Genomic DNA, 8213 nt, shown 5'->3' with positions numbered 1-8213 from the left:
ACCATCGCTCGCTTGACCAGCAACTCCTCAATGTCCTGGAGGAAGCCCGGCGGCTTGACACGTTCATCCCCTGGACGCAGGTCTTCGCGGACGCCGCCATCACCGGGACAATCGCCGCCCGGCGCGGCTACCAGATGGCCAAAACGGCGGTCGCCGGTCCCGGCGGGATCGCCCGGATTCTGTTCATTGACGAGATCGGCCGGGCCAGCCGGGACGTGATCGAGTCGCTGCACCTCGGACGGCAGATTGAACAGGCCGGGAACCGGATGATCGGGGCGTCGGACCGGTTCGATTCCAACGAGCCGGACGCCAAGTTGAAACTGTTCATCTACGCCTTCCTGCATGACATGTTCGTGGACCAGCTCCGGAAGAAAGTCAAACGGGGGATGCGCGACGCTTTTTCGCGGGGGAAGAACATCGGCAAGCCGGCCGTCGGCTACAAGCTGATCCCGGTGACGGACAACCATGGCCGGCCGATCCACGACTCCGAGGGCCGGATCGCGAGGGAGCGGGTGATCGACCAGGAGGCGGCCGGGCACGTTCGGGAGGCCTGCGAGTCATATGCGGATGGCGGGAAAAGCCGCGGCCATATTGGAAGACTGTTCAATCGAAGGGAGGTCGGCGGCATCCGCACTTGGGACGCGGGCAGCATCAGGCAATTGCTGGAGCGTGCCACCTATCGGGGAGTGGAGTTCTACGAGATGACCCACCGGGTCACGGACCCGGTCACCGGGAAGGTGAAGATCAAGAAGCGGCCCGAGTCGGAGTGGTTGCGCCGCGAGGTTCCTCACCTGCGGATCATCTCCGACGAACTGGGGGAACGTGTTGACGCCCGGCTGGCCAAAAGCCGGGCGGCCTACGCCAGGAACAAGGGAGCCAACCGGACGAGCCGGACGGAATTGCATCACAAGACACTGGTTCGTCCGGTGTGCGGCGTTTGCCACAAACCAATGTGGCTTGGCCGGAGCGGCCGGTATGCGAGCTATGTCTGCCTGGACGGCCGTGACGGCAAAAACGGTTGCACGTCGAAGGCTTACAAGGCCGCCCGGATCATCGACGACGCCGTGCTGGACCATCTTCGGGACGCGGTGTTCACGCAGGAGTTTGTCGCCGAGGTGACCGTTGGCGCCAACAGATTCCTGGCCGAACAGCCATCCGTCGTTTCGGCCGATCCCAAGCCGCTTGACGCCGCCATTCGCAAGAAGGAAGCGGCGATCAGGGTCATCACTGCCAAACTCGACGAAGCCGACGGGGCGACCGATCTTGGCGCCATCTTCGAGAAGGTGTCCCAAATGGAGAACGAATTGAAGGAACTCAAAGCGCGGCGACTGGCCCTGGCGGACAAGGCGACGACCACCGTTCCTCCTCCGATGACCCTTGAGGCGGTGACGGCCTTGATGGGTGATTTGCGGGAACTGCTCAACGACGATCCCCAAGCGGCGGCTCCTGTCCTGGCGAAGCTGACCGGTCCGGTGGTCGTCACCCAAGAACCGGTTGAGGGAAGCAAAAGACCGGTATGGATGGCGATGTTTACGCTTGACGCGGTTGCCGTGATGCTCGTGTTGGCGAAGAAAAGGCATTGTCCAACCACGGGGGCTTGGGAGTTCCTAAACACCCGTGGTTGGACATTGCCCAATCAGCAGGAGGCGGGGCTTTCTCCAGTGCCCAAGTACGAGCAAATCGCGGACGAGGCGGTCAAAATGCGAGACGCGGGCTCCGGCCTTCAGACAATCGCCCGCGTCTTGGAGACCACTTGGTGGACGGTTCGGGACGCCCTGGCCTTTGGCGACATTGGCGAACGTCCCAAAACCAAAACCCAAAAGAAACCGACTTGCCGACGCGGGCCGCACAAGTATAGGGCGATCGCCGCCGAAGTTGTCCGGTTAAGGGAAGAAGAACAAATGTCGTTCGACCGCATCGCCGAAAGGCTGGAAGCGTCCCAGGGCACGGTGACGCGGGCCTACGATCACCTGCGGCCGGCGGCCGTGAGGAATGCGGCGGCGACGGGCGACATTCCGTCACGCGGAAAGTATCGACATCTGTCGCCGGATCAACTGGCCGAAATCGAGAAGTTGCTCCGCGAGGGCCGGTCGGACCTCTCGGTGGCCGAGGCGGTAGGCTGCGGCAAAAGCAGCGTTCGTCGCGAACGACTGCGACTTGGACTTGGCAAAGAGCCCAAGTCGAAGAACAACTAAACGATGCCAGTCCGGGTGACTCTTCCGTTTGAAATCGTCCTCGGTCAAGAAGGACGATGTCCTCGTTCATCAACGCCATTTCAGGCCACCTCCGAATGTCGGAGGCGGCTTTTTTTGTTTCCAGAGATTCACATGCCCGGATCCAAGCCTTCCAAAACCCGAGCCCAAGCCGGCTCGTCTCCCGATCCGCGTCATCGCCGCGAGCTGGCCCGGCTGCTGGCCCGGTTGATCGCCGCCCGCTGGCGGCAACTGCATGCCGCCGGAAAGCCCCACCCGTCGGCCGACGGGCGAAAATGAAAGGAGCAATTGTCATGATCCCGACACCACAACACCTCGTCCTGTCCCGGCCGCTGGTCTTCCTCGACACGGAGACGACCGGCCGGGACGCCGCCCATGACCGCATCATCGAATTCGGGGCGATCCGGCTCGTCCCGTCGCAGCCGCCGCAGGTTCGCCACACCCGACTGAACCCGGGCCTGCCCATCCCGTCAGGGGCGACGGCGGTTCACGGCATCACGGACGGCGATGTCGCCGACTGTCCGCGTTTTGCCATGGCGGCTCCGGCGCTGTTCCGGTTCCTGGCCGACGCCGACCTGGCCGGGTACAACGTGGCGTTCGACCTGCGTTTCCTCCAAGCCGAGTTTGGCCGTTGCGGACTCGACCTGTCGCTGGAGGGGCGGGCCATCCTCGATCCGATGCAAATCTTTCATCGCCGGGAACCCCGCAATCTGGCCGCCGCCGTCCGGTTCTACTGTCAGCGGCCATTGGAGGGCGCCCATTCGGCCCTCGCCGACGCGGCGGCGGCCGCCGCCGTTCTGGAGGCCCAGCTGGAGCGTTACGATGACCTGCCGCGAACACCCGCCCGGCTGCACCAACAACTGGCGCCCGTTGATGTCGGGGGCAAATTCCGATCCGAGGGCGGGGAGATTGTGTTTGCCTTTGGCAAGCATCTCGGCCGCCGGCTTGACCAAGTCGTCCGCGACGACCCGGCTTATCTGGCCTGGATGCTGGACCGGGACTTCTTGCCGGACACCAAGGCCGTCATCCGGACGGCCCTGGGACAAGACCCAAGGAACCAAGGATGATCCAACGTTTTTTCGACACCATGTTCGCCGACTGGCCAGGCGAATGATCACATTCCGCAAGGGAGAAATGATGTCCGAGTTTGGCGAACTTCGCGAAGCGCTGGACGCACTGCTAACCCGGCTTCGGAGGGACAGCGAACACGGGGATGCGGCGGTGGAGGGTCTGAACGACCGGCTGCGACGGCTGTATGACACCGGAATTCTGGGCGAGACGGTGATCATGGGGCCGGTCGTGCTGACACGTCCGTTCTCGCTCGGCGGCCGACCCGACGGCAGCCAGGCAATCCAGGCGGTCCTGACCCTGCCCGCCGGGTTCGGGGCGGTCTACTGGGACAGCGAAGCCTGGCACGACATCGAAAATGACGCCGACCGGGAGGCGCTGGCCCACATCTGGGTGAACCCCTACGAGAGTTGCGAGGCGGCGGTCCGGGCACTCCTGGCCCCGCATGTCACCGGACTGCTTCGATGTTTGTTGGGAAGCATCGACTTGTGGCAGCAGCCGTTTTGACGGGCCAACCTGGTCGTCCGTCGAAACGTCTCATTAACAGGCGGGTTATCGCGAGGACAAGACGGATGGCCTTTGCATGAAACCGGCATCCCCGCCTCAGTCACCTTGAAGGTTTTGGTCTGGAAAATTTCGAGGATCATCAAGTGTCGGGGTTGGCCGTCGTGAGCCATGACTGGCATTGGCCGGAGAAAACTCATGGCCGCCGATTCCGACGTCATTTTGAGCTGGTTTCCGGCCGCGGGTGGCTTATGCGGTCTTCGGATTCGGGTCGGCCAGCAACTCGGCCACGGGCACCCGAAGCGCCCGGGCGATGCGTCGCAGGCTCAGCAGGGCGATGTTTCGCTCGCCGCGTTCGACCGAGCCGATGAAGGTTCGGTGCAGTTCGGCGGCCTCGCCAAGGCCGGCCTGGGTCATCTTCAGTTCCTGCCGTCGCTCGCGGATGCGAAACCCGATTTGTTCGAGAAATCGCCGGTCGTCTCGGTTTGTCATTGACGGTGATGATGCCGCCAATGAAGATGTGTTTAAGTAGCATTCTCTTGCCGCCCTCCGCCGGGCCGGCCATCCTCCGTCATCAACCGGGCCGGCGTTCGACCAGCCGTCGGCGGCCCCCGTGAAAAACCGGTCCAAGTCGGCGAATGTCTGTCGGACAGCCTTTTGGCGACGCTTCCCTTATTACAGGAGAAATCAATCTCATGCACGCCCGCAACTATTACGAGATCCTACAGGTGTCGACCGGGGCCGAGGCCGAGATCATCGAGGCCGCTTATCGGCGGCTGGCCGCGAAGTACCACCCGGACAAGAATCCCGACACCTCGGCGACCACGCTCATGCGCGAGTTGAACGACGCTTATGAGACGCTCGGCAATCCGGAGAAACGCCGGGTTTATGACGAGGATTTGCGTGCCGAACAATGGATGAACATCCATGGCGAGCGAGTCAACGAGGCCTTGAACCAGGGCTGGACGTCAAAACAATGTGTCGAGAAATTGGTGGAGGAGGGAGTCAACGCCGATGTCGCGACCAAACTGGTGGACTGGGTCGTCGACATCCGGCAAAAAGACGCCGCCGCCCGGGCGTCCGTCGGCGGGTGGCCGGCCCTCCGATATTGGCTGGAGCGACATCGGCACAAAGTGGTTTTTGGCATTATCGGAGTGGTGATCCTCGGCGTGATTTTCCGGGACGCTCTTTTCGCCCGTCGTCCGCAGGTTCCGGCGGAGAAGGGGGACACCGCCGAACCACAGGTGAAACCATTGCCGTCGCCGGCGCCCCAGGCGCCGGCTGGCATCCTGATGAACGTCGGCAAGACCCGTCTGTACTACTCGGAAGGTGTCGGACAGGCCGAAGCCGAGAAACTCCGTGATTATCTCATTCGGGTCAAAGCCGATCAGGTGACGCATATCCTCCAAATCCGCCGAAACGGCGTGCGATTCGAGCTGCGTTTTCTGGGAATTCGTGAGCGTCCGAAAGATGATGCGACTCCTGCTTATCTCGGAATCGGGGAGGAAGTCGGTTCCGAGTGCTTTGACAATGCCCCGGTTGATGTTTATCTTTGCGACAGTCAGTTCCAAACGCTGCGGGAATATCCGGCTCCGGAAGTCGTGGTGATCAACCAACTCTCCGCTTCGTTGGTCACCACCTCCGCCAGCCAGGAGTTGAATCTCACGTGTGAGACGACCACAGAACTGTCCGAGGTGCGGATCACCGTCACCCTGCACCGGCAGAATGGCGTTCAAGTGGCCCACAAACTTTCTTGGAAAAGCTGGAAGCCGAAGGAGGTCAAACGGATCGCGGTCTTGTCGAACCGTTATGTGAAAATCGAGATCACGGGCACGGCCCGTCTGGAAGGCCGGAAGGTCAAGATTGAGAACACGGCCAATTTTGACTGGAAGTGAGCAGCATCCAGCGGGCTGATGGCTAAGAAAAATGTCCCGGTCCGGTCCTTGCGGACCGGACCGGTGAAGCGGCACACACCTTCTTTCCGTGTCGGGCATGGACCCGGCCACAAAAGCTTGTCAGCGGGAGACGGTCACCCGCATTCCGGCCAGGGCCGGGAACTCGGAGATGACTTTCCTGACCGCCTTTGACAATCGGGTCCGAAATAAATCAGATCCGAGGCATTCCGTCGTCTCCTCGACGACGTTCTCAGGAAGGTCGTCGGAGACCCGCAGCGTGAGGATGAACTGCTCGAAGACCACAAACTTGGCCATGTCTTTGCCACTCCCGGTTTGAATGGGTGAACGGACACGGGCCGAAAATCCGCCATCGACGTGACGGGTAATTCCGGCCCGGGTATTGTGACTCGTCTGGCCGGAATATTTAGGGGAGATCCAATCGCCTCGTCGGGAGATCGGCGGCTTGGCGGCCGGGCAATTCAAAATCATTTGGGCCGTCGGCTGACCGATTCAGCCAAAGCATGCCCGCATTGCGGCCGGATCGCCGGGGCGTTTCAATTTGCCGTCGGCCGGGTGATCATCAGGCTCCAATCTTCGAGGGGCGCCGGCAAAGCCTCGCAACATTTCCATCCCATCATTGCCGGAGATGTCGCCTGCCGGCCGATGTCCGACGGAAAACAAGTTCAAATCATTCTTCGTCAGGATGAGACGGCGGCCAAACGTTGGAAGAATGTCTCATATGACGACAACAACGATTCAGGCCGCCACCGTTCCGCCTCGGCCAGACTTGCCCGTCTTCGTTCATGGAAATAGGCGGCGTCATCCCACAGTCGCTCAATCTCGTCGCACCAGGGTTTGACCTCGGCGGCGGCGGGAGCCCGGCGACTTTCCGGTTTGTACCGGTCGGGAACCGAAAGACAGACGCCGGCGGCGCCCAAGGTTCCAGGCAGGGCGCCTCGGTCGGAGGCGATGACGGGGATGCCGTTGACGAGGGATTCGACGGCGACACGGCCGAGCGACTCCCACCACAGCGAGGGCATCAGCACCGCCCGGGAGACTCCGTAGAAAGCGGCCGGCTGACCGGTGTTGACCATGCGATGAACGGTCGTGACGCCGGCCAGGTCGACCCCGGCCCGGCCGAGCCAGTCAACGCCGCCGCGACTTTCGACCACAAGAAACGGGATGTCCGGCCGGCGTCTTCCCAGTTCGGCCATGATCCGGGCCGCGACGAACACCCCCTTGGGTGGCACGGGATTGACGAAGGTGACGTACTTCCCCTCGACGCGGGGAGCGCGCACCCGGTCCCACGGGATCGGGCCGGGCAGCACGGCCGCCGTCACGCCCCGCCGGGCATACTCCGCCTGGGCGAACCGCGAGGGGACGAAGACGGTGTCGACATCACGGAAGGCCTGCGGGCCGGGATAACCGAAATTGTGCAGCGCGAACACGACCTTGAATCCCATTTGTTTCGCCAGGGCCATCAACCTCATGCCGGGGGGGCGGCCGCCATAGGTCAAGACGATGTCGGGCTGAAAACGGCCGGCAACCGTCCGGAACACCCGGAGAAAGGCCTCGCCCTCGGCGACGGTCGCCTCGCGGGGACCGGTCCAGTCGGCCGGTTCAAAGACCGTGCAGCGAACACCGCCGGCCACGGTGTGAAACAATCGGTGGCCGCCGTCGGTTCCGTCCGTTCCGTCCGTCACGGACAATCCCAGGCGGGCCATGGCCGCCGCCCGGTCGACGGCGGGCGCGCAGTCCAGTTCCGGTCCGCACACGACGCCGCAGGACCAGCCGTTTTTTGCCAGCAATTCCAGCAAGTCGCGGGTGGCCAGGGCGGCCCCGCTCGACGTGTCAAAATACCCGAGATACGAGGCGAACAGGATGCGGGGCGGATTGGCCATTCAAGGGTGACCGGACTTTAAAAATTCCTGACTTTGTTCCGAACCGCGGGGCAATTCTTGTGTCCAAATGTTCAGGCGGTTTGGTTCTCGCGACAACTGAAGATTACGATTCTGAGAATTTTTATATTGCATTGTCGTTAACTCTTCGCACAAAATCTCCCTCTTGACTTGCAAAACTCGAAACGTCCAAGGTCATTCCAACCCGACACGGATCTGCTATGCCCCCTCGCCAGGCTCCTCTGAATGCGTCCGCGCGTCCCCTTGATTCTTTCCTGAGCCGCCTGAGCCGCTGGCTTGGCCGGGAAAATTCCCCGGCCGGCCGGCCGACGACCAGACTGGAAGTGCGGTCGCTGGAACAACGGAACCCGCCCTCGGAGGCGCTCGGCTCCATGGGGGCGCCGGTGTTTGTGTCGGCGTTCAGCCTGATTGGCTTCAATCTCGGAGAACATTTGAATCCAGGCGGTTCGAGCACGCCGGCCAGGAGTGGTTTTCCCGAACCCAAGTCCGGTTCAAACGGAAGCCCGTTGCCGTTGATCGGTTCGCCGTCCGTCGGCGACGAGGCGGCCCCGCCATCGGCGGCCGGTTCGCCGCCGGAGGCTTTCGAGCCCACGGCGTGGGGCCAGGCAGGTTCC

The 8213-nt window shown here is 62.4% G+C and carries 9 protein-coding genes; 6 read left to right on the top strand and 3 right to left on the bottom strand.

Annotated elements, in window-relative coordinates; translation table 11 throughout:
- The 4 genes from BGIM_RS56745 to BGIM_RS0100990 form a co-directional block, all read left to right on the top strand.
- Positions 1-2195: recombinase family protein (locus BGIM_RS56745; RefSeq protein ID WP_052639604.1), on the top strand; the 2195-nt coding region annotated here is incomplete at its 5' end.
- 132 nt (positions 2196-2327) lie between these two features.
- Positions 2328-2492, top strand: a complete 165-nt coding sequence (locus BGIM_RS62395) for a hypothetical protein (RefSeq protein WP_157368544.1) — start codon at positions 2328-2330, stop codon at positions 2490-2492.
- Positions 2493-2506: 14 nt separating this feature from the next.
- Positions 2507-3280, top strand: a complete 774-nt coding sequence (locus BGIM_RS48070; protein WP_040887516.1) for a 3'-5' exonuclease — start codon at positions 2507-2509, stop codon at positions 3278-3280.
- Positions 3281-3347: 67 nt separating this feature from the next.
- On the top strand, positions 3348-3788 hold the full coding sequence (locus tag BGIM_RS0100990) for a hypothetical protein (protein ID WP_157368543.1): 441 nt from the start codon (positions 3348-3350) through the stop codon (positions 3786-3788).
- Positions 3789-4034: 246 nt separating this feature from the next.
- On the opposite strand, the gene BGIM_RS0100985 is transcribed toward BGIM_RS0100990, so the two are convergent.
- A complete protein-coding gene (locus BGIM_RS0100985) occupies positions 4035-4202 on the bottom strand; it encodes a helix-turn-helix domain-containing protein (protein ID WP_238537576.1) in 168 nt (55 codons plus the stop codon).
- Between the two features lie 278 nt (positions 4203-4480).
- On the opposite strand from BGIM_RS0100985, the gene BGIM_RS0100980 reads away from it, so the two are divergent.
- The gene (locus tag BGIM_RS0100980; protein ID WP_029629621.1) at positions 4481-5680 is read left to right on the top strand and encodes a J domain-containing protein; all 1200 of its coding nucleotides are present in this window, start codon (positions 4481-4483) and stop codon (positions 5678-5680) included.
- Positions 5681-5800: 120 nt separating this feature from the next.
- Here the strand turns inward: BGIM_RS0100980 and BGIM_RS62390 are convergent, their stop codons facing one another.
- Positions 5801-5995: a hypothetical protein gene (locus BGIM_RS62390; RefSeq protein WP_157368542.1), complete on the bottom strand. Its 195-nt coding sequence runs from the start codon at positions 5993-5995 to the stop codon at positions 5801-5803.
- Between the two features lie 383 nt (positions 5996-6378).
- Positions 6379-7581, bottom strand: a complete 1203-nt coding sequence (locus BGIM_RS0100965; RefSeq protein ID WP_020467939.1) for a glycosyltransferase — start codon at positions 7579-7581, stop codon at positions 6379-6381.
- 218 nt (positions 7582-7799) lie between these two features.
- On the opposite strand from BGIM_RS0100965, the gene BGIM_RS64570 reads away from it, so the two are divergent.
- The coding region (locus tag BGIM_RS64570; protein WP_040887514.1) for a hypothetical protein at positions 7800-8213 on the top strand (414 nt) is incomplete at its 3' end.

Origin of the sequence: Zavarzinella formosa DSM 19928 (assembly GCF_000255705.1) — a bacterium.
Classification (GTDB): domain Bacteria; phylum Planctomycetota; class Planctomycetia; order Gemmatales; family Gemmataceae; genus Zavarzinella; species Zavarzinella formosa.
The sequence above is the reverse complement of the archived record's forward strand: the minus strand, read 5'-3'. Positions and strand labels throughout refer to the sequence as shown.

Bases quoted from the DNA above. Each gene is read 5' to 3' on its own strand.
- BGIM_RS48070 (WP_040887516.1), top strand. From the start codon at position 2,507: ATGATCCCGACACCACAACACCTCGTCCTGTCCCGGCCGCTGGTCTTC.
- BGIM_RS0100985 (WP_238537576.1), bottom strand. From the start codon at position 4,202: ATGACCCAGGCCGGCCTTGGCGAGGCCGCCGAACTGCACCGAACCTTC.
- BGIM_RS0100980 (WP_029629621.1), top strand. From the start codon at position 4,481: ATGCACGCCCGCAACTATTACGAGATCCTACAGGTGTCGACCGGGGCC.
- BGIM_RS62390 (WP_157368542.1), bottom strand. From the start codon at position 5,995: ATGGCCAAGTTTGTGGTCTTCGAGCAGTTCATCCTCACGCTGCGGGTC.
- BGIM_RS0100965 (WP_020467939.1), bottom strand. From the start codon at position 7,581: ATGGCCAATCCGCCCCGCATCCTGTTCGCCTCGTATCTCGGGTATTTT.
- BGIM_RS62395 (WP_157368544.1), top strand. From the start codon at position 2,328: ATGCCCGGATCCAAGCCTTCCAAAACCCGAGCCCAAGCCGGCTCGTCT.
- BGIM_RS0100990 (WP_157368543.1), top strand. From the start codon at position 3,348: ATGATGTCCGAGTTTGGCGAACTTCGCGAAGCGCTGGACGCACTGCTA.